Raw genomic sequence first — 21319 nt, 5'->3', positions numbered from 1 at the left:
AAAACTCCTTTTAGGCTGACAAATTTGCCAGCGCTTTTTTCAATGTATCGTATTCAAACGTGAAACCAAAATCAAGAAGCCGCTTGGGTTGGGAGTATCGTCCTTCGGTCAGCAGTACGCTCATTTCACCCAGCATCACTCGCAACAGAAACGACGGCAGATGAAACCAATATGGGCGGTGAAGAATCCACGCGACCCCGCGCATAAACTCTGCATTGGAAGTTTGCGCGGGGGAGATCAAGTTGAATGCGCCTGAAGCAGATTTGTGCGTGAGCAGAAATTTCATGGCATCGATCTCATCCACGATATGAATCCAAGGCATGGCTTGGCGCCCATCGCCAAACTTGCCGCCAAAAAACAAGTTGACGGGTAGTTTCATCAACGGGAATAACCCTTTACTCTTATGAAGCACAACCGCGGAACGGCAGATTACCCTGCGAACGCCGAGTTGTTCAAGCGGTTGCGACGCATCCTCCCACTTGACCGAAAGTTGAGCGAGGAAATCATCTCCGGGCGGGGTCGATTCGTCTGCGACTGTATTGCCGCGCAAGCCGTAATAGTTGATGCCAGAGGTCTGGAGGTACACACTCAGGCGGCGGTCAGCGCCGGCGATGGCAGAGACAAGCGCGCGGGCGGGAAGGACACGCGAGTCTTCGAATCGCCGCTTGCGTTGTTGAGTCCAAGGCGCGTGGTCGAGGCTGTATCCTGAAACGTTAATCAGCGCGTCCATCTCGTTGATGATCTGCCCCCACCTCCCGGCAGTCTGCCCATCCCAGTGAACGTGATTCGCGGCGCGCGGCTTTCGCCGCGTCAAAATGGTCACTTGGTGTCCATCCGCTTGCAGGCTGGCGGCGAGGGCTGAGCCGAGGAACCCGGTCCCGCCGGCGATTAGTATGTTCACAAACTTTCCTGTAACAGATTCATGACATCTCGAGGAGCGACTTTAACGCTTTCAAATATTCGGCAGTATAATCGTGCCTGTTTGTAGAGCCAGAATGTACGAGCCTGTATTGGTGTTGAACGCTAATTTCGAACCGATCAACGTGTGCACGACAAGACGGGCAGTCGGTTTGTTGCTGGCTGGCAAGGCGGATATGGTATTGAACGGTCGCGGTCACATTCGGACCATTCGAGAGTTGCTCCCGCGCCCTTCGATCATCCGGCTTGAAAGCCAGGTTCATAGACCGCGCCCGCACGTCAAGTTGACGAGGCGCGAAGTGTTTCGCCGCGATAATTATACCTGTCAGTATTGCGGGAAGCGCGAAGGCGGGTTGACAGTGGACCACGTGATGCCCCGACACATGGGCGGCGCGCACGTGTGGACGAACGTGGTCGCGGCGTGCCCTTCATGCAATCACCGGAAGGGCGGCAGGCGCGTGGAAGAGGCGCACATGCGGTTACATCATTTGCCCAAGGAGCCTCCCGCCAATGCGGCGTATATTTTCGGCAAGCATTTGAATGAGTATCAAGAATGGGAGCCTTTTATCGCAGGCTGGTAAACAATCCTCTCCGTCGGAGAGGATTGTTTTTTTTATAGCTCGATCGTCATAAAGTCTTTCGCCACGATCACTTCGCCGGTAAACGTTTTTCGAGCGTCTGCGGCGATGTCTCCACTGGCAAACCGCCCCGTTGGATAATGGATCAGATACAACTTCCCCACTTCGGCTTTCGCGGCGATCTCTCCCGCCTGTTCGGCGGAGGAGTGACCGAACGCGGCTCCAGCGGCTTCATGGATGAGCACATCTGCCCCCGCGGCAAGGCGGACGGTCTGCTCGCATGGCTCAGTGTCGCAAGAATAGGTTAGCACTTTGCCATCGGTCAGGCATTCCACACGCAAGCCGATGGTCGGGATCATATGGTGAACCGGCGACGAGCGCACGCGGAACTCGGCGCTATCAAACACCAACGACATTTCGGCTTCGGGCAGGCGATAAAAACCAACGGGGAAAAAGTTGGGCCATTCGTCCCAGCCGTAAAAACCCATCAGGTCTTCGAGTCGATCCATGGTGTAGTGCAAGCCGTAAATGTTGACTGGCTTCGTCCGTCCCATCAGCCACATATCCATGAGCAACAGCGGAACACCCGCCACGTGGTCCGGGTGAAAATGCGTGATCACAATATCGGTCAGGGAGTTGAAGTCCACGCCCGCTTGTTCGAGTCGGACGACGGGAGTGCTGACGCAATCCACAAGAATCGTCCGCTCCTCGCCCACGATAACGAGGTGGGTGTTTTCGTGATCGATCGATGGCACCGCGTTGGACGAACCCAGGATGATGATTTTTGGCATGTGCCCCTCTTCTTTAAAAGTATGGGACGAACAATTGTAGGAGTTGTGGAGTGACGTACACTTCGATTATCGCCGCAATGGCAAGAAGCGGCAGGGCAATACCGATGAAAATACGGAGCCAATCTGCAAGGGCAACGAGCAAAAGTTCGCCCAGGCTCTTTTCCTGTTGTGGGGTAACCAACAACGCGCCAGCCTTCAATGTGGCGGCGACCGAGAGAAACACAGCGGACAACTCGAAGATGCCGTGAGGCAGAATCCCAGCCACGAACAACAAACCAGGCGAAAACCCCAGCACACTTGCCCCGCCGAGCACGCCGCCCACCAATCCCATATTGATCAGAAATAAAGTGACGCCGAGCGTCCCGAACGATACAATTCCGAGCAACAACATGATCACGACCGCGCGAGCATTGTGATAAAACAACACAGGCATGGGAATCTGAGCGCTCAAATCGTCAAAATCCATTAGGTTTTGGTTCATCAAGGTCTTGATTCGATCCGCAATATCCGGTGAAAGATCCAGGTAGGCAGGCACATTGATAACCACCCACAGATAACTCGCCGCGATCGCCGCAACGCCAAGCGCCGCCACAAGCGCCAACGGGCGCTTAATCTGTGAAATGGTTTCAGGCAATTCAACCGCGTACCAAGCGCGGATCGATTCAGCCTTTCCAATAAACCGCCCGGTAAAGACCCGCCACATCTGTCTGAAGTTCAGGGTGTCGATCTCCCTACCCAATAAATACTCGCGCCGAAAGTGTGAAATTCCCAGACGGACGATCAACACCGACAGCAGGGTAACGCCCGCAATCGCGTACCAGAGCACGCTCTCGTTGCCCCAAAAGATCAGCGCGGTTTCTCCCTGTAACAAAAACGCAACCGGCACCACCACGAACGACGCCAACAGATTTGCGGCGCGAATAGACGTGGCTTGCACAGAGATAACGATCGCCGAACTCACCATCAAGACAGCGTGAGCGAATGTGAGCAACAAAACCAGCGCAAGCAAATAAGGGCTGGGGAACGCCACGTCGCGATACGTGATCAACACCAGATAGATCACAATAGACACAAAACTAAACACAAGCGGAGTTGTGATCCCCACCAACATTTTTCCCAAATAGAGCTGATGGTCTTCAAGCGGAGAACTCAAAAGCGGTTCGATGGTGCCGCGCTCTTTTTCACCCACGAAGGTTTCCAACGCAACCACCAGAGTAAACGAAAGCGGAAAAAACCCGATCACCAGAATCACGAAAGGAACAAGACGCTCGAGGATCAAGCCGCCGCCGAAGCGATTCATGAATCGAATGGCTTCCTGCGTGCTATCGTCCGCAACGAATGGAAACAGCGCCATCAGCAACGTCATCGGCGCCACAATGCGCCAATCGCGGAATTGGTCGACGAACTCGCGCCGCGCCACCATCCAGATGGCATCCCAGTTACGCCGCATACGCCAACCCCTGCGCCTCAGCCATGGTCTTCAAATATACCTGCTCCAATTTTCGAGGGACTTCGTGAAAGGATATCAATGGCGCATTCATGGACGTGAGCGAGTGGACAAGTTTGGAATTCGCAACCTGCGGCGCTTCAATTCGGAATTTGAGACTGGTCCCGCCCCTCGAAACGACCTCCACCCCGGCAGGCAGGCTCAACCCGCTTGCATCGAAAACCTCCGCGAACCTTGCTTCGTATTCCACAGGACCCAACACACGACGCTGTAATTCATCCAGCGTGCCGCTCAAAAGAATCTTGCCGCGATAAATGATGGCGATATGGTCCGCCAACGCTTCGGCTTCCGCAAGGTTATGCGTGCAGATGACAATCGTCCGCTGGGATGAACGCAGACGGGCAATTTCATCCCGCACCAATCGCGACGACTCCGGGTCCATGGCGGAGGTCGGCTCGTCCAACAATAACACAGACGGATTATGCATCAACGAGCGGGCGAGCGCGAGTTTTTGCTTCATCCCTTTTGAATATTCCCCTGAGCGCCGTTGCGACGCTTCGGTAAGCCCGAAGTAATCGAACAAATATTTACTACGCGTAGCGCGCGCCTGAACATCCAATCCATAAATTTTCCCAAAGTAATCGAGGTATTCGGCGCCGGTCATGCGCAAATACAAGCCGTGCTGTTCTGTCAACACCCCCACGTTCATGCGAATCTCTTTCGGGTTCTGCGTCACATCATACCCGGCGACGCGAGCATACCCGCGCGTCGGCATAAGCAACGCGGTCAACATGCGGACGGTGGTTGTCTTCCCCGCGCCGTTCTGCCCCAGCAACGCCAGGATCTGACCGGGTTGAACGTTCAGCGTTACGCCCTGCACTGCCCAAAAATTGTTATTGAACTGCTTGCTTAAATCGTTTGTTTCGATCATAAGATAAATTTATTTTCCGATCGTTTTGTTGGCGAGCATAGCCAGCGCCTATTGTACAGTCAATCAGACAACAGTCCCCCCGCAAATTTGAAAAGTCATTAATGTACAATGGAATCCCGGCGATGCCGCCAATACAAAGCCGCGCCGGCGCATACCGCGATGACCGCCATAAACGTCTGGTTAATGTTGATGCCAGCCACCAGGGAGGCGTCGAGTCGCAAGAAGTCGAGAAAGAAGCGGATGACCGGGTAGGTGACCAAATACGCGAGGAAGATATCGCCCGACTTGAGTCGATCCGCGTACCGGCGAGAAACCCATAACAGCAACAGCATATTTGCAAAATTCAAAATCGACTCATACAAGAACAGCGGGTGGTAATAATCCACGTCGAAGTACCCTGCAAGGCGTTTTTCGGGCTCGATGTACAACCTCCACGGCAGGTTTGTGGGCGCACCGTAGAGTTCCTGGTTGAAGAAGTTTCCCCAGCGACCAATCGCCTGACCGAGCGCCAGGCATGGAGCGGAAATATCCGCCCATTCTGAAAATTTCAAGTTGTGCTTGCGGGAATAAAAAAATAGAACGATCGCGCCGCCGATGACCGCGCCGGGAATACCCAACCCGCCCTTCCAGATCGCAATCGCATCCAGCGGATGGGACAGATACCACGCCGCGGTGATGCCAGACGAAGGAGGCGGGGTGAGGATATGCCAGACACGCGCGCCAATAATGCCGCCAACGATCAAATAAATGAGCAGGTCCCAAACGATTTCCGATTCATACCCCCGCCGACGCGCCTCTTTTGAGGCAAGCCAGGCGCCAGCCACCGCGCCAAGCATCAGGATGATGCCATAAAAACGAAGGACCTGTTCCGCGCCAAACAGAAAGTAATGGATGCCGTCAAATTGAATACTCATGGTTTTTTCTCTTCCAGCATTGCCGTTCTCATGCGCGCATGCGCCTGCGCGCGGACGTGCCAAATCCTTTGAAACGCTGTAATATTAGCGAAGATGGCGATGACAGCCAGCCCAAGGTAAAGTTTATTGAAAACCAGGGAAGGCGCAAGCACAAGATATCGCTCCACCCGCGTGAGCAAACCCACTTTTGCTCCGTAGCCCAGCCCTTCGGCGCGCGCTTTCACGTATGAGACGAGCACAGATCCCGCGGCGGCGATGAAAGTCAACATGCCGCCTAACGGTTCGCCAAGGGTCAGAAAATGATACAACAACCCGCCGTAGATGATCAATTCGGAATAGCGGTCGCTGACCGAATCGACGAACGCGCCGAAATCGCCCGGCTCGCCGCGCAACCGCGCCATGGTTCCGTCTAACGCGTCGACGGGCGTCATGATCAGTACCCAAAGCCCGCCGGTAAACATCTCGCCTCGCGCCAGATAATACGCGCCGATGCAGTTGCCGATCATTCCGATGACGGTCACCATATTCGGCGTGAGACCCAAACGGTTGAAAAGCCTGCCGAGCGGGTCGAGCACCCACTTGAACCACAGGCGCAAATAATCGGTCAATGTCTTTCGCGTTGCCGCAGGAGAGGATTTATTTTCCATAGCGAATACGTTCAGCAATCATATCAGGGTTTTACGATCATTTTAGTCCTTGTGATTTACGGGAGCGTCGATGATTTACCAGAGTCTCCCAATTCCTCATCCAACGGACCGACTAACACATCGCGTTCCTTGCCGCCTCCCTGCGAGGGACCCACAACGCCCATCTCTTCCAGCTGGTCGAGCAAGCGCGCCGCGCGCGGGTAGCCGATTCGCAACCGTCTTTGCAGTAACGACGCCGACGCGCGTTGACTCTGCCGGACGATCGTGACCGCCTGCTCGATGAGACCTTCGTCTTCGTTTTCATCCGGTTCGCTCAACAATTTCTCCCAGGGCGGGGTAGCGTCTTTCTCCTCGGCATTCTTCTGCCAATGCGCGATGATCCGCTCGATCTCCATATCGGTGATCATCACTCCCTGCGCGCGCGCAGGCGAGCCGCTTTCCGGGTTCAAGAACAACATATCGCCGCGCCCCAGCAATGTTTCCGCGCCGGTGGTGTCGAGGATCACGCGGCTATCCACACCGGAGGCAACGGCAAAGGCGAGGCGCGCCGGGAAATTCGCTTTGATCAAGCCGGTCACCACGTCGGTTGACGGGCGCTGCGTGGCGACGATCAAATGGATGCCCGTCGCGCGCGCCATTTGCGCCAGACGGACGAGGTTATGTTCCGTCTGGTCGGGCGCAGACATCATCAAGTCCGCGAGTTCATCGATCAACACAACAATGCGCGGAAGGGTGACGCCGTCTTTCTTCTTCGAAATACGGCGGTTATAGGTTTCCAAATCGCGGACATGCGCGCCTTCGAGCAGGCGATAGCGATGTTCCATCTCCACCACCACCCAACGCAACACGCCGAGAATGCGCTCAACGTTGGTCTCGACCTTCCCATACAAATGCGGCAAACCGTTGAAGCGAAGCAACTCGACCATCTTTGAGTCGATCATCACCATGCGCAAATCTTCGGGCGGGTTGTTCATGGCAAAACAGGCCGCCAACGCCGTGATACATATCGACTTGCCCGAGCCGGTCGCGCCGGCGATCAACAGATGCGGCATGCGCGCCAGATCCGCCGCCAACGGTTGACCTGAAACATCGCGCCCAAGAGCCATCGCCAAAGGCGCGCCGATCTTGTGGAACGCGTCGGTTTCGAGGATCGAACGCATCCGCACGACCGAAGTATGCGTGTTCGGCACTTCGATGCCCACATAAGGCTTGCCTGGCACCGGCGCTTCGATGCGCAACCGTTCGGCAGAGAGCGCCAACGCCAAATCTTTTTGCAGTGACGCAATCTGCGCAACGCGCACTTTCATCTGTTGCGCCTCTTCCTCGGTGGCGCCCGCTTTTTTCATGAAGCCGGGCTGAACGGCAAATTGCGTCACCGTCGGACCCACGCGAAAACCGATCACCGTTGCGGCAACGCCAAACTCGGCAAGCGTCTTTTCGATCATGCCGGCGGTTTGGTTGATCGTCCGTTCATCGGGGCGGGCGTTTTGGTCGGCGAGCAACACGTTCAACGAGGGCAGGCGATCATCGCGGTCTCGCGGGGCGGCAGGCTTTTTATCTTTTTGATCGGCAATACGCAGAGACTTTCTAAATTCCGGAGGCAACGCCGGCGCGGATGATTTTTTGCGCGTGGAACGCTCCGGCTTCTCCTCCGCCTTCGCTTCCACCGGGATTTCAAGTTGGGTCGCCAGTTGGGGAGGTGGCGCCTCGCCTGCGAGTTTCAACAACCATCTTTCGAGAAAAGCCCATACCTCCAAGCCGGTCATCGCAAAGAAAAACCAGAGGACCGCCAACAACAGCGCGCCCCATAATCGATCGATCCGCCAAAATAGAGTGACGAGTCCCCAACCGATCCGGCCGCCGTCTGCTCCAGCCTCCGCGCGGATGAGCGATCCGCCTCCGCTGGCGGCGAGCAAACCCAACGTCAGGAGAGAAGCGAGCAACAGCGCGGAAAGCCTCCCCCACCCGAGAGGAGGTCCGCTACGTCGAACGGCTAGGAATCCGAAATATCCCAACCCGACCGCCACGAGGTAGGCTCCCCAGCCAAACCAAAGCGACAGGAAATCAACCCAGGGCGAGAGCGCCGAGCCTTCGGTGAAGTTTCGCAACGCGAGGAAGGTCATGAGCGCTGCGGCGAAAAGTAAAATGCCGAAGGCGTCGCGCGCGAAACGTCCAAAGCGCTCGTTGAGCCGCGCAAGTTGTGTGAGCCAATCGTTGCGCGGCTCAGGGGCGGGAGGCAGGTTGGAATGTTTTTGCATGAGAGGCTCAGGTCGCGCTTACCCCTTCGTTCGTTTCCATGTCCAGGATGGCGCGCGCAACGGCTTCGACAGCCACGCGCTGTTTGCGGTACAGATCGGCTTCAGACATGGCAAGCCTGCCCGCCACTTCGCGCACTTTTCTGCCTTCGATAAATTTCATTTCGAGGATGTTATATAAGATCCATTCGCTGGTGAAGCGGCGGTCGCCGTCCGGTTTGACCTGATCCACCGCTTTACGAAGCAGGGCGCGCAACGCATTCGCGGCGTTCCCTTCGTGTTGCTCCACCAGCGTTTGGACGACCCGCAACCGCATGAGCGGGCTGTTCGATAATTTCGGTCCGCCCCAGTAATGCGCGAGAGCGTCCTTCACCCAGTCGGCAAGGTCTGATTCTTGGGGAAGAGGTTCGGTAAGGAGAGTTGCCTTCGAGTCGTAACGCCCAGCCGCGCGCATTCGTTGGAGCAGGTCGATCTGGGGTTGCAAATTTTCGAGCGAGTGAAAAACGCGTTGTTGCAGGAGGCGGTCTTCAAGGGCAAGCGCGGCGCGGTCGGCGAGCAACCACAGCGCATCGCGTTGGTCTCTGTCCATGGGTCGGTCTGCTTTGCGCGCGATCCCCAGTAAGCCCAACAACGGCGGGATCTCGTCACGGTCGCCATTTTCGGTTTGTTTATGAAGCGGGAGTATCCAGAAGTTTCCCCAGGTGTATTCATGCCGCTTGCCCTGACCGTTCAAGTGAACGACCTTCAACGCTTCATCCAGGTTCTCATTCTCAAGCATGGAACGGTTCCCGGCGACCACACTCAAAGTTAATTCATCGCCATCCAAGGCGGCGACAAACGCGCACGGCGATTGTAAATGGTCGCGCACAGCGGCAAGCACGGTTTCGAGGAACTGTTGCAAGTCGCCGCGAGTGAGCAGGCGCTCTTCAATATTTTGCAAAAGTTGAAGTTCTTCGCGGTCGCGCCCGTAAAAAAGAAATCGCTCCCACAGCGGAGAGAACAACGTCACCGCATGTTCGAACAACAGCACCGTAACCACAACCGCCAGCGGCACAAATCCCGAATACGGCTCGCCCCCGAGGAACTCGCCCGTGCGCCGAACAAGCGTCATTGTGGTCAATGCGAGAGAAGCGGTCACCGGTCCGCGTAGGAGCCATTTGAACAGGCGGCTCTTTACCACGCGGTCAGGCCACGATACGCCGAAGAAGGCAACCGCATAAGCCATCACCACTACTAAAATCGCCACGAGCAAATTGTTGATAAAGGCGATGCTCCAAAATAAAAGCGGGTACTGTGCCGCAAGGCTTGAACCAAACAACAAGTACGGGTACGAACCGAGCGCCGGCGCGGTGGCGCCTGCCATCAGGTAGATCATGCGCCGCCTGCCGGAACGCGTCAACATGCGCGAGTAGGCGCGGATGAAGTTATATCCCGCCAGGGCAATGATCAGCAGATAAAAACCGGTAAAAAGTTGCGTCCACTGCGTGTGTTGCAAGTGAGGCGCGGGTTTTCCATCAGGTACAAGGGGACCAACCAGCAAGCCCGAGGCTAGTAGAGCGACAAACCCCAACGCGACTGCATAGACAAGGCGAATGGCAAACCTGCGCCGCCCGCGCGAGGGACGCCCCGCGGTTACCAACAGCGCGTCGGAGAAATGCAAATACGCCGGGGGAAGAAAGATGATCCCGATCCATTGCAATTGAAGGAGATATTCGATTCCCCAATTCGGAACTGTTTTATTCTGCAGAGCCTCGGTCGTAAAGACCGCCACCACGCAAAGCAGGATGATGGCAAAGGAACGCGCCACACGATCGCGCAAATTAAAAGAGAAAGCATACATCAACAGCGAGAATGCTGTAATGGCGATCCCCGCCGTCAAAATATTATTCAGCGTTTGAAGCGCTGTGAGCAATCCATCCAGCCAGCCGAAGAACATAGATTACTTGATCGTCCTGCCGAAAAATAAAGTTACATCTTGCGTGGGGTAGTAATGGTCATTATACCCGCAGAACTCGTAACCGAATTTTTGCGTCAAACGGATGCCGCCCTCGTTCTTCGATTGCATTTCAAGGATCAACCGACGCGCGTTTCTTACGGAAGCCCAAGCCTGCGCTGCCATTAGGAGAGCGGAAGCCGCGCCTTTGCGCCGTACCTCCGACGTGACTATCAGATCGGTGACCCAAGCTACCGATGAAGAATGTTCCTCTTTTGCGCACAAATAACCGATAACTGCGCCTTCATCGATAGCTACCAACGTCAGGTCGCGGCGGGTCCATTCGTCGGCGAGCGCATATTGATTTCGCGGGTAGGCCACATCCACCGTGCGCGGCAGGCGCACCTCGCGGAAACTTGCAACAACCTGGTTTGTCTCGCGCTTCAAATCTAATTGCCAGACGTAGTCGCTTCGACTTTTATGATCGAGCGCCATCAGGCGGGGAATATCGGCTGCAACAGCGGGTCGAATTTCAAACAAGGTAGTTCTCCAATTTACTGGTTTTCCACTCGGACGACGATCACACAGGGTCCGATAGTTTGTCCGGCATTATCGATGATTACAAGTTGCAGGAAGTAATCGCCGTTGGGCAGGGTGACTGTGTCCCATTCGCCGAGCGTATCGTTCTTCACGATCTTATCTCCTGCCGAAATTGTCGCCCAAATATTTGAGCCCATCGAGGAAACTTCATATTTAAAGAACGCAAGATTTGGGACATCCGCAGTGCCGGTCAACTCGATCTTGCCGCTGACCACGGCGCCCGGCTCTGGGGCTGTGAGTATAATCTGGTTCGGCACACATCCGCTCATGCCGCTGGGGGCCGCTTGGGTGGGCAACGAGGCTGCTTGAGTTGCCGCATCAGGCGCAAGTGTGTTCGGCGGTGTAAGAAGCAGGTCGAGGGTGGGGGTCGCAATCACATCTAAGCCGGGAAGCGATGGAACAACGAATGAGGCGATGAAGAATTCCGCCAAGATCAACCCAAGGACGGCAAACCCAAATAATGTTGATCGTATCAGCCGGCGTAAGGCGAATTCACGCTCAAGCCCGTACACCGAATTCCGCCATTCCAGCCAATAGCGAACCATGTTACGGGCAATGAATAGACCCCAGAGGATCAACCCGATATAGATCAGGGGCTGATAAGTTTCCAGGGAACGATAAAACTGACTCATTCCACGAACTTACAGGGCACGCAATACGCCGCGAATGATTTTTTCGATTTTTGGCGTGATCACCTTGCCGGCTTCGATGACCTCCTCATGAGTGGTTACCGTAGAGCCATCAAGGTTGGCCTTGTTGCTGATGCCCGAAAAACCCAGAACGCGCATCCCGCCATGACGGGCAACGATCACCTCCGGCACCGTGGACATTCCCACCGCGTCTGTGCCGGCAAGGCGGAGGAAGCGCAAGTCGGCAGGACCTTCGAACGAAGGACCGCTCAAGCCGCAATACACTCCTTCGCGCAATGCGATACCCGATTCAGCGGCAGTTTTACGGGCTTGCGCCATCAATGGCAAATCATAGGCTTGGCTCATATCCGGGAAGCGCGGACCGAGTTCTTCAATGTTGGGTCCCATGAGAGGGTTAGCGCCGGTCATGCCCATGAGGTTCAAATGATCGGTAATGAGCATCACATCGCCGGGCGCAAAGCCTGGGTTTACGCCTCCCGCGGCATTTGTGACGATCAGGATCTCAATGCCCATGCGCGCCATCACGCGCGCGGGCAAAGTCACTTGTGAAATGCTGTAACCTTCATAGAAGTGAACCCGTCCCTGCATTACCATCACAGATTGCCCCTCCAACTCGCCGATGACCAGCCTGCCGGCATGCCCGTGCACCGTGGAACGGGGCCAATCTGGAAGGTCGCCGAAGGGGATGGAATCCGCCTTCTGGACAGAATCAGCCAGACTGTTGAGCCCGGAACCGAGGACGATCCCGATTCGCGGGCTATGTGATGTTCGCGCCCGGACGGCTTCCACAGCCCGGTCGATTTGTTCGAGAGTGACAAATTGATTCATAGGTATCTTCTCGCTAAGAAATTTTGCCGTCAATTATCTCACGGCAAAAAAATTATATCAGATTAGAAGGTTACAAATCCCTCGCGCTCATGAAGTACAATAACGGCGAATTTTCACTTCCCTCATGACAAACAACATGCTCCCGCCCGCAAGCCGATTCATGTTGCTCCTCGCAACGTTGATTTCGCTTCTCGGTCAGGGTTTTTGGCTGGCTCCTGGCAGGTTTGAGTTCATCCTAATTTCTTTTTCCGCTGTGGGGAACATCATCCCAGGCGGCGTTTTCCTTGCGCTCGCATGGTTGTTATACATTCAGTCCCTGCGGCGCATACGCCTTTCGCAGGAGCGCATCAAACGTCAGACCGAAACCTTGCTCTCCATTCAATGTGTCGCCACGGTGGGAACTTTGCTTCTGTTAATGGATTTTCCCGCGGGGATCAAGCAGATGGGATTCTTGCTAAGCGGGACGATTACCCTATTAACCAGCATCGGTCTCTATCTTAACTTTAGCATCCCCATCGGGGAAGATGTCGGGAGGTTTGATCCTATGGCGGAAGGCAATGAGGCAAAAGCGCTTCGCGCCCAGATCGAATCGCTCAACGAACGGTTGGCTGTCGAAAAACATCGGAACACGCAACTCACCTTCCTGAACGAGCTCAGCAAGCAGTTGGAAGCCGAATTGGAATTGGAAGTTGCCGCGCAACTCGCTGTAAACACGCTCGCCCATGCGATCGATTCTTCGTTCGCATCGCTGTTATGGCACGAACCGGAACATAAGCGCTATGTGATGCTCACCGCTTCAGGCAAAGATATCGGAACAATTCCGCCGGGGTATCAACAAGACTCCACCCGAGGCGTGCTGGGGCGAACCACGCGCTTGAAAAAAACCCAAATCGTGCACGATACGCGAACCGATGCCGATTTTCTGCCGGTCGATTCGTTCACCGTGCGGTCCATGATCAGCGTGCCGATCCTCCAGCACAGCAAGATCCGCAGTGTCATCGAGATCTGTTCCGACAAAGTTTCGGCATTTTCAAGCGACGATGTAAGTATTGCTGAGGATGTGGCGCTTGAATTAACGCGGGCTTGGGAGCGGGTTAGTTATCACCAGCGGTTAAAGGAGTTGATTCAAGCGGGCACCTCGCTGACCACTTTGCTCGACCCGCAAGCCGCCGTGCAGGAGGTGGCGTTGATCGCCCAGAAAACGCTGGAGGCGCGCTTTGTATTCGTCACCTTGCTTGACCAACAGGGAAATTTCTCGCGGATTGCGGCGGCAGGCAATGCCCCGCGCTTGTTCGCCGCATTGAGCCAAAATTCCACAAACGAACCGATCATCCAAGCCGCGTTGAACTCCACGAGACCTTTCCGCATCCGCGACATACGCAAATACGCGCAACCGGGAAAAATGGACGTGGACACAACGGGCTTGAGAAGCGCGCTCGCCATCCCCATCCGGTTGCACCGGCTGAGTATTGGCACCATCATTGCGTTTGGCAAGCAGGATGGCGTTTCCTTTTCAGAGAACGACGAATCGCTCGCCGATTTGATGTCTTCGCAAGCGGCGGCGTCCATTGAGAGTTCGTGGCTGTATCAGGAATTACGCAACACGCTCAACACAACCTCCATGTTATATCAACTGAGCGTGGATGTTATTCAGGCGGAGGAATTAAGCGACGCGGCGGAACTGATCGCCCAAGCCGCGCATAAACTCACCAGCGCAAGCGAGACCGGTATCACCTTGTTGTCGAAGTCGGGGAAGATCGAAGCGGAAGTTGGCATCGACGCGAATGGATTCCACAACCGCCGCGAACATCCGCAAACCAGTATCGACCAGGCAATTCAGACCGGGCAAAGCATCATCATCTCGAACGAAAACGGCTCCATCGTCTGCTATCCGCTATTGACCGTTGGCGGAACGTACGGCGCGTTATGGATGAATATCCCTGAGAGTCGCGGGCAGAACTTTGCGAATCTGCAGACGCTGGCGAATCAAGCCGCCATTGCGCTTGAGCGCGCCATCCTGCTGGCGGAGTCGCGGCGTCAGGCGGAGGAGATCAAGCGGGCATATGCGGAGTTGGAAACCACCTATGATCGCACGTTGACTTCGCTGATGTCCGCGTTGGACGCGCGGGACCGCGAAACAGAAGGACACAGTGTGCGCGTCAGCCGTCTTGCTTGCACGCTGGCGAAGGCATTGGGATTGTCGGAACCGCAATTGAAATCGCTCGAGCGCGGCGCCTTGTTGCACGACATTGGAAAGATCGGCATCAGCGATACCATCCTGCACAAGCCGGATAAATTGACCGATGATGAATGGAAGATCATGCGCGTGCACCCTGATATCGGCGCGCGGATTGTGGAAGGTATCCCCTTCTTGAATGACGCCGTGCCTCTGATACGGCATCACCACGAACGCTGGGACGGGAGTGGCTATCCTGCCGGGCTAAAAGGCAGGGAAATTCCCACGCAGGCGCGCATCTTCGCTGTTGCAGATGTTTTCGACGCGCTGACCAGCCGGCGAAGGTATCGTGAAAAGTCCACCCCGGAAGAAGCGCTCCAGTTTATGAAGGACAACGCGGATATTTTGTTCGATCCCGATATCATCGAAGCCTTAACGCGCATTTCGCATCATGAATATACCGAGAGCGCGAACGCGCAATAAACGCGTTTCTGTTAGAGAGTGTTTCTGAAGTCTGACCCTTATTCTTTTTGCACACGGATTTCACGGACCACACGGAAAAAAGACGTTTTTCTAAAGATTTTTCCGTGAAAATCAGTCAAATCCGTGGTGGGTGCGCTAAAAGTATGTAGATGAGTTTCACTACAGACAGGAAACCCTAACCACGGTCCGAAACAGGAGAAAACAATTAAAAAACTCCGTGCCGGATTTGTTGTTGATATTACAACCTTGAGCGCTCCCTCCGTGGCGTCCGTGTCTAATAAAAGAAGGGTTCTACCGTTTTTAACGGGAAACCTTTTTTTTCAAACACAAAGGACACGACGGTCACAAAGGAAAACGCAAGGAATCTAGGCTCTTTTTTTGCCTTTGTGTCGCTTCGACGAACTCAGCGCAAGACTTTGTGCCCTTCGTGGTGAAGCTCTTTCCCGTTAATTATGGGAGACCCAAAAGAAGTTAAGCAGCGACCTCTCAAAGTTCTCTACGCGCTCTGCCGTCTCGTGGCGCAGGGCGCCACTCGCGGCACGAACAGTATGGCAACGAAGGAGTAAGAAACAGTCTCTTAGCGGAAGACTTCTGTAAACGCTTGAACGGTTTTCTCAACTCCCGCATCATCGATCGCATAGTGGGTCACCAGACGAATACGGCGCGCGCCCGCCCAGTCAATCAAGACTTTATGGTTTAACATTTTCTCGCATAACTGTTTTTCGTCGAATGGGACGTTGTCGGCGATATCGAAGTACACCATGTTTGTGAACGGGGCGCCTTCATCGAGCAGGATGCCCGGTATCTTACGCAAACCATCCGCCAATTTTTTGGCGCGAGCGTGATCGTCCCCCACCCGCCGCGACATTTTCTCGAGCGAAACAATCCCCGCCGCGGCAAGAACGCCGGCTTGTCTCATGCCGCCGCCGAGCATCTTCCGCAGGTGACGAGCGCGGGCGATAAACGCCTTCGTTCCCGCCAGCATCGAACCGACCGGCGAAGCCAGCCCCTTGCTCAAACAAAACATGACCGAATCGGCGGGAGACACAAGGTCTTTCACCTCCGCGCCCAAGACAGCGGCGGCATTGAAAATCCGCGCGCCGTCGATGTGAAATTTCAAGTTGTTGGCTCTGGCAATTTCACCCACCTGCCGCGTGTATTCGACGGATAACGCCACCCCGCCGCAATTGTTTTGGGTGTTTTCGATACAGATCAAGCGCGTGATGGGTTGGTGCACATCCTCCGGGCGGATCGCGTTGCGAATCCCCTCCAGCGCAAGCGTGCCATCTTTTTGATTTGGGATCGGGTTCGGTTGAATCCCGCCCAACGCAGACATCCCGCCTGCCTCATTTAAGTAAATATGCGACTTGCTCCCAACGATAGCTTCGTCTCCGCGCTGGCAGTGGACCAGCAGGGCGAGCAGATTCCCCATCGTGCCGGAGGGGACGAACACCGAAGCCTCTTTGCCCAGCATGGACGCGGCAAGCGCTTCGAGCCGATTGACGGTTGGATCGTCCCCGTACACATCGTCGCCCACTTCGGCTTCCGCCATCGCCTCGCGCATCTCAGGCGTGGGCTTGGTGACGGTATCGGAACGAAGGTCAATGTACTCCATGTCGCATTTCCTATTCTATATATTTCAATATTTGAATCAGTTCTCCGGGCAAAGGCGCCTCAAAGACGCGCGCTTCGCGCTCGTATGGCAAAGTAATCTTCAAGCGAAGCGCATGAAGGATATGTCGTTTAATTGGCAACACAGAATTCTTTCTGCCATACACGCGATCGCCCGCTATCGGGCATTTCAGAAATGCGCAATGTAAACGGATTTGATGCGTGCGCCCGGGTCAGGGGATGAAACTCGAGCAGGGTGTGATGTTCAAAACTCTGCAAGGTCTTGTATTCCGACACAGCCTCGCGCCCTTTTGTCTTGGAAACATTCGCCATGTGCTTTCGGTTCTTTGGGTCCCTGCCAATGAACGTTTCCACGCGACCGGATGGAGTCGGCGGTTTGCCATCTACCAGCGCGAGATACGTTTTCTCCACCTTCCGTAAGCGGAATTGGTCCTGCAACCAACGATGGGCGCGTTCGTTTTTGGCGAGAAGGATCAGCCCCGAGGTATCCTTGTCCAGCCGGTGGACGATGCCGGGGCGCTCCTCGCCTCCGATGCCTTCGATGTCCGGGTCATGCCCCAGCGCGGCGTTAACCAGCGTTCCACGGGCGTGTCCCGCCGCAGGGTGTACGACCATGCCCGCCGGTTTATTCACCACCATCAGTTCGTCGTTTTCAAAAATTATATCGAGGGGAATTTGTTCCGCGACCAGATCGGTCGGCGCGGCGGGAGGGACACGAACAGTAAGGGCGGCGCCGGCGTCTACGGGCTGACCAGCCTTACGGGCGGGCGAACCGTTCACGTCCACGCATCCGCCTGCGATCAGCTGTTGAATCCGCGAGCGCGAAAACTCCGGCAGAACTTCCGCTAAAAATTTGTCGAGCCGTTCGCCGGGCTGTCGGTCATAGCGAATTTGGAATACGCGCTCGACGGTCACGTTATTGGCTCGCTTGGATGGCGGCTGATCGTTTTGCGGCGCGCTCTTGCAAGTAGACGCCCAGCAGAAGGATTGCCGTGCCGATGCTGATGCTTGCGTCTGCAATGTTGAACACCGCAAATGAGCCGACGGAAATAAAATCGGTCACGCGCCCTTCGCGCATGAGGCGGTCGATCAGGTTGCCAAGCGCGCCTCCCAGTTGCATGCTCATGGCAAGCCGCAAAGTCCAATCGTGTTGTTCCACTTGGGGAAAGTAAAAAATGATGGCGCCGATCACCACGAAGGCAAGCGCCGTGAACACCATGGCGCCGTTCTGGAACATACCGAACGCGGCCCCGGTGTTATGCCAGTGCACAAAACGCGCGTACGGGCTGAGCCATTCCAACGATTCGGGCAACCAGGTTGCGCCGAGAGGGAGGTTTGTTCTCACCAGCGATTTTGTCCACTGGTCGAACAGGACGATCAACCCCGCCACCAAAAATAGCATTCCATACTTTTCAAACAAACGGTTCACTCATCACCTCAAAATAAAACTGCGCTATTCTATCATCACTCGTTCACGAACAGGCGCGGCACGCGCGCGCCGATACTGGTCAACACTTCGTATTCATTCGTGCCCATCCATTCGGCAAAATCGGCTGTGGAAATCCCCTCGCCCATCAGCACAACTTCTTCGCCGGTCTCGACCGCGTCGTCTCCTGTGTTGACCATGAATTGATCCATGCAGATCCTGCCCACTTGCGGATATTTCTTTCCTCGTATGACTACTTGAGCTTTGTTCGTCATACGACGGAAGTAGCCATCGGCATACCCGCAAGGGACGGTGACGATTCGCGTCTCTGTTTCAGCCTGCCACAACGAGCCATAACTGACCGACCTCCCCGGCTTGGTCCGCTTCGAGTAAGCCACTTTCGATTTCCATGTCAATGCTGGCTGGATCGTTGGGTCGCGCGGCGTTTCATCGCCCGGAGACACGCCATAGAATAGTATACCCGCGCGCACCATGTCAAAATTTGCTTCGGGAAGATTCAAAATTCCGCCCGAATTATTCATGTGTTTTAACGCGGGCGGGGGTTCGCTCAATTTTTCGTACACGCGCAGGATGCCTTGAAAACGCTCCAGTTGCATCAAGGAATAACTGCGGTCAGCCAGTTCGGAATTGGCGAGATGCGTGTACATCCCTTCCACGTCGACATGCTGGAGGCGCAGGCAATACTCGATGAATTCCTGCGCTTCATATTCATGGGCTCCAATACGCTCCATGCCGGTATCGAATTTCAAATGAGTTTTGACGCGCCTGCCCGAAGTTCGAGAGAAGTCTTCCGCGGCGGAAAGCAAAGCAATGGAAGAGCCAGTCAGCGTCAGATCGTATTCGGCAAACAAGGGAAGTTGTTCCGCAAACGCCCCGCCCGCGACCAGAATCGGCTTTTTGATTCCCAACGCGCGAAGGTGGATTCCCTCCTCCGCGATCGCAACGCCGAAATAATCCACAAAGGGTTCGATGAACGGCGCGACGCCATCCACACCGTGCCCATAGGCGTTGGCTTTCACCATCGGCATCACCTTTGCGGGGGCAACCCGCGCGCGGATCGCTTCGATGTTCTTTTTCAGTTGAGTGAGATTTACTTCAAGGAAGGTAGGTCGCATGATTCGATTTACGATTTACGATTTACGATTTACGATTGGCGATTTACGATTGGCGATTTACGATTGGCGGATTGCGCCAGTGATATTCAACATCAGGCTCGCTTTCGGGCGGCGGGCTTGTTCCAAACTTCTCGGCGATAAACCCGTGTTTTTCGTAAAACGCGCGGGCATTCCGATTGACCTGCAACGTGTAAAGCCAAAGATGCGCAGGCGAGATCTTTCGCGCATGTTCGAGCAACGCTTCGCCAATTCCCTGCCGCCAAAAATCAGGGCGGACGTATAACTGGTCGATAAACTCGTTTTCCATTGCCATAAACGCCGCAATACGACCGTCCGTCACAGCAACCCAAACTTTGTTCGTAGCCAGTATTCGATTTTGAAAATAATCGCGGTCTTCGAAGAAGAAATGACCTTTCTCGCGCTGAAGATCGGGCAACGATTTTTCACGAGAAACACGCCACAAGATCGTCACCGAATCAAAATCAGCGTCGATGTATTCACGGATCGTCAAATTCTCAATCATTCGATACACCTTGCCTGCTAAAAATGAATTGAGCCAAATGGCTGGCACCGCCCATTTGGCTCAACATCAAACCGAACGAGATGGCTTAGTAATCGCGCCGGCGCTCGCGGTTACGGTCGCCGCCGCGGAAACCGCCGGGACGTTCCTCGCGCGGACGGGCAATGTTCACGGTCATCGCGCGGCCATTGAAATCTTTGCCATGGAACATGGAGATGGCGTTCTGGGCTTCGTCAGCCGAATTCATCTCCACAAAGCCAAAGCCCTTGGAACGTCCGCTGGCGCGGTCACGGATGACCTGCGCCGACTTCACCGTGCCCGCCTGCGCGAACAGGTCCTGCAAATCCGCATCGCCTGTGTTGAACGGCAGATTACCGACATACAATTTTGCTTCCATGCTATTCTCCTGAGTGTGGGCTTCGACGGTGAAGCAACCGCCGAAGCGAGACGGAACGATAGTGCATGACGTAGTGATCACAGACACCCAGGTGCCAGGAAGCGAGTTTCCCTCTGATTGTCGGACCGCCATTTCTCATGCAACGACCTCTAAATTTTAGCACAATCTGGATTTGACGGACTACGAATTCATCGACCAAAATCTCAGCCACTTCCCGTTCTCGCGCAGGGAAAACTGGTTCGCCACCTGCAACTGGTCCAACCGTGACGAGGCGTCTCCGCCAAGCGCGTTCGCAATCCGCGCATCGCCAACTCGCCCAAAAATACGGGTGCGAAAAATGGGAATCCACGAAATGACTCTTCCATAGCGTGGCGCGGTCATAGTGAGGAAAGCCCAAACCTGGCGAGACGCCCCATGCGCGAGGAGCCAGCGCAAGTTTTGCAGGGAGTCGAAGTCGAATCCTGCCACTGCCTCGAGATCGTCGATCAGCAAAAGCACGGATTGTTTATTGCTTGTGTTCGCGCGCGCCCATGCGGCAAGTGAAAGCAACAACTCCGGCGCGCCATCTTCATGAGCCGAGAAAATCGCCACGCGATACGGCGAAATCCTCTCGTCTTCCCACTCATTAAGATGCGTCGTGATCACTCCGAACTGAACCTCTGATGGTTCATGAGTCAACGACAGCGCGCGGACAATGTTTTTCAAGAATGCGGTCTTCCCCGAACCGGCGTCGCCGGCGATGAGGATCGGTCCCACCGCGGGATCGCGCATGTTCAACAACACCGGCAAGCCGTCTGAAGCCATGCCGAGGAATAATGCTTCGCGCGGTAGAGGACCAATTTGGGCGAGAATCTGGTCGAGGGTGGGCAAAGCAGGCAGAGGCGCGGGATGAGGCGCAGCGGCTTCCGCTTTGAGTTCCATCCGCGCATCCAACAGCTGTGCGTAACGATGATTGTCGTGGGTCATGGCAAGCTCCTTTAGAACTTATGTTCTATTTTAATCGCCATGAATTTCTCGTCAAGGTTTTGAAACTTAAAGTTTGAATCAAAAAAGCGGA

At 55.0% G+C, this 21319-nt stretch carries 20 protein-coding genes; 2 read left to right on the top strand and 18 right to left on the bottom strand.

From position 1 onward, the window contains the following. Nucleotides 1-10 precede the first annotated feature (10 nt). Entirely contained in the window at nucleotides 11-901 is an 891-nt protein-coding gene (locus IPM31_12945) for a TIGR01777 family protein (GenBank protein ID MBK9007890.1), read from the bottom strand. A gap of 94 nt (nucleotides 902-995) precedes the next feature. Between IPM31_12945 and IPM31_12940 the strand changes: the two genes are divergently transcribed. Continuing rightward, a complete protein-coding gene (locus tag IPM31_12940; GenBank protein MBK9007889.1) occupies nucleotides 996-1499 on the top strand; it encodes an HNH endonuclease in 504 nt (167 codons plus the stop codon). A gap of 32 nt (nucleotides 1500-1531) precedes the next feature. Here IPM31_12940 and IPM31_12935 read toward each other — a convergent pair whose 3' ends face one another. The 10 genes from IPM31_12935 to IPM31_12890 all read right to left on the bottom strand — a co-directional run bounded on the left by IPM31_12935 (nucleotide 1532) and on the right by IPM31_12890 (nucleotide 12492). Then, on the bottom strand, nucleotides 1532-2287 hold the full coding sequence (locus tag IPM31_12935; GenBank protein MBK9007888.1) for an MBL fold metallo-hydrolase: 756 nt from the start codon (nucleotides 2285-2287) through the stop codon (nucleotides 1532-1534). Between the two features lie 13 nt (nucleotides 2288-2300). Beyond that, complete coding sequence (locus IPM31_12930) at nucleotides 2301-3737, bottom strand: stage II sporulation protein M (GenBank protein ID MBK9007887.1); 1437 nt, start codon at nucleotides 3735-3737, stop codon at nucleotides 2301-2303. Continuing rightward, on the bottom strand, nucleotides 3727-4665 hold the full coding sequence (locus IPM31_12925) for an ABC transporter ATP-binding protein (protein ID MBK9007886.1): 939 nt from the start codon (nucleotides 4663-4665) through the stop codon (nucleotides 3727-3729). Before IPM31_12925 ends, IPM31_12930 begins: the two co-directional genes overlap by 11 nt. Before the next feature lie 98 nt (nucleotides 4666-4763). After that, entirely contained in the window at nucleotides 4764-5579 is an 816-nt protein-coding gene (gene lgt / locus IPM31_12920; GenBank protein ID MBK9007885.1) for a prolipoprotein diacylglyceryl transferase, read from the bottom strand. Beyond that, the gene (locus tag IPM31_12915; GenBank protein MBK9007884.1) at nucleotides 5576-6226 is read right to left on the bottom strand and encodes a CDP-alcohol phosphatidyltransferase family protein; all 651 of its coding nucleotides are present in this window, start codon (nucleotides 6224-6226) and stop codon (nucleotides 5576-5578) included. The genes lgt and IPM31_12915 overlap by 4 nt, the downstream gene beginning before the upstream one ends. A 56-nt stretch (nucleotides 6227-6282) precedes the next feature. Then, nucleotides 6283-8484 carry a DNA translocase FtsK gene (locus IPM31_12910; protein MBK9007883.1) on the bottom strand — a complete coding sequence of 734 codons (2202 nt, stop codon included), beginning with the start codon at nucleotides 8482-8484 and terminating at the stop codon, nucleotides 6283-6285. Nucleotides 8485-8491: 7 nt separating this feature from the next. Next, entirely contained in the window at nucleotides 8492-10417 is a 1926-nt protein-coding gene (locus IPM31_12905; protein ID MBK9007882.1) for a hypothetical protein, read from the bottom strand. A 3-nt stretch (nucleotides 10418-10420) separates the two neighbouring features. Further along, a complete protein-coding gene (locus IPM31_12900) occupies nucleotides 10421-10954 on the bottom strand; it encodes a GNAT family N-acetyltransferase (protein MBK9007881.1) in 534 nt (177 codons plus the stop codon). A gap of 14 nt (nucleotides 10955-10968) precedes the next feature. Continuing rightward, complete coding sequence (locus IPM31_12895; protein ID MBK9007880.1) at nucleotides 10969-11646, bottom strand: hypothetical protein; 678 nt, start codon at nucleotides 11644-11646, stop codon at nucleotides 10969-10971. Between the two features lie 9 nt (nucleotides 11647-11655). Beyond that, nucleotides 11656-12492 carry a purine-nucleoside phosphorylase gene (locus tag IPM31_12890; GenBank protein MBK9007879.1) on the bottom strand — a complete coding sequence of 279 codons (837 nt, stop codon included), beginning with the start codon at nucleotides 12490-12492 and terminating at the stop codon, nucleotides 11656-11658. 124 nt (nucleotides 12493-12616) lie between these two features. Between IPM31_12890 and IPM31_12885 the strand changes: the two genes are divergently transcribed. Next, nucleotides 12617-15151 carry a GAF domain-containing protein gene (locus tag IPM31_12885; GenBank protein MBK9007878.1) on the top strand — a complete coding sequence of 845 codons (2535 nt, stop codon included), beginning with the start codon at nucleotides 12617-12619 and terminating at the stop codon, nucleotides 15149-15151. A 577-nt stretch (nucleotides 15152-15728) separates the two neighbouring features. Here IPM31_12885 and ltaE read toward each other — a convergent pair. From ltaE to IPM31_12850, 7 genes are all read right to left on the bottom strand, one after another. Continuing rightward, complete coding sequence (gene ltaE, locus IPM31_12880; GenBank protein MBK9007877.1) at nucleotides 15729-16766, bottom strand: low-specificity L-threonine aldolase; 1038 nt, start codon at nucleotides 16764-16766, stop codon at nucleotides 15729-15731. A 128-nt stretch (nucleotides 16767-16894) separates the two neighbouring features. After that, nucleotides 16895-17698 carry an RluA family pseudouridine synthase gene (locus IPM31_12875; GenBank protein ID MBK9007876.1) on the bottom strand — a complete coding sequence of 268 codons (804 nt, stop codon included), beginning with the start codon at nucleotides 17696-17698 and terminating at the stop codon, nucleotides 16895-16897. 1 nt (nucleotide 17699) lies between these two features. Continuing rightward, nucleotides 17700-18212, bottom strand: coding sequence for a signal peptidase II (lspA, locus tag IPM31_12870; protein MBK9007875.1), 513 nt, complete (start codon nucleotides 18210-18212; stop codon nucleotides 17700-17702). Nucleotides 18213-18247: 35 nt separating this feature from the next. Further along, nucleotides 18248-19345 (bottom strand): alanine racemase, encoded by a 1098-nt coding sequence (gene alr, locus IPM31_12865; protein ID MBK9007874.1) that lies wholly within the window; start codon nucleotides 19343-19345, stop codon nucleotides 18248-18250. Nucleotides 19346-19388: 43 nt separating this feature from the next. Continuing rightward, nucleotides 19389-19868, bottom strand: coding sequence for a GNAT family N-acetyltransferase (locus IPM31_12860; GenBank protein ID MBK9007873.1), 480 nt, complete (start codon nucleotides 19866-19868; stop codon nucleotides 19389-19391). An 85-nt stretch (nucleotides 19869-19953) separates the two neighbouring features. After that, the gene (locus tag IPM31_12855) at nucleotides 19954-20262 is read right to left on the bottom strand and encodes an RNA-binding protein (GenBank protein ID MBK9007872.1); all 309 of its coding nucleotides are present in this window, start codon (nucleotides 20260-20262) and stop codon (nucleotides 19954-19956) included. 180 nt (nucleotides 20263-20442) lie between these two features. Then, complete coding sequence (locus IPM31_12850; protein ID MBK9007871.1) at nucleotides 20443-21228, bottom strand: NACHT domain-containing protein; 786 nt, start codon at nucleotides 21226-21228, stop codon at nucleotides 20443-20445. Nucleotides 21229-21319: the final 91 nt, after the last annotated feature.

Source organism: Candidatus Defluviilinea gracilis (genome assembly GCA_016716235.1).
In the GTDB taxonomy this organism is placed as follows: domain Bacteria; phylum Chloroflexota; class Anaerolineae; order Anaerolineales; family Villigracilaceae; genus Defluviilinea; species Defluviilinea gracilis.
Note: the sequence above shows the minus strand (reverse complement) of the source record. Positions and strands in the feature narration are given on the sequence as shown.